The sequence below is a fragment of the Psychrobacter sp. 16-MNA-CIBAN-0192 genome (assembly GCF_040309565.1).
GTDB lineage: Bacteria > Pseudomonadota > Gammaproteobacteria > Pseudomonadales > Moraxellaceae > Psychrobacter.
Map to the genome: position 1 here is coordinate 1 of NZ_JBEOOX010000352.1, position 264 is coordinate 264.

A 264-nucleotide genomic window follows, 5' to 3' on the forward strand; every position below is an offset into this window, starting at 1 on the left:
GTAATGCAGTTCTCAACGCATGGGTTGCTGGGCAAGGTCGTTCACCCAATGACATCACACCACTGCAACGGCTTCAATATACTGGTAAGCGAGGCATGGGAGCATTGGAGTATGCGCCAGCAACACAATTACGCAGTCTCAATGCTTCGCAGCAAGTAGAAATCAAGTCGCTAGTATCGATCGCACAAGAAATCTTGGATTCCCGTGGCCATTTCGACGTTGAGTTAAAACAACATGGCCAACAAGAACGAGAAGCAATGATGT

The 264-nt window shown here is 47.7% G+C and carries 1 pseudogene; it reads left to right on the top strand.

The window, feature by feature from the left end:
* Positions 1-264, top strand: a pseudogene (locus tag AAEY78_RS13555) (hypothetical protein); the annotation flags it as partial.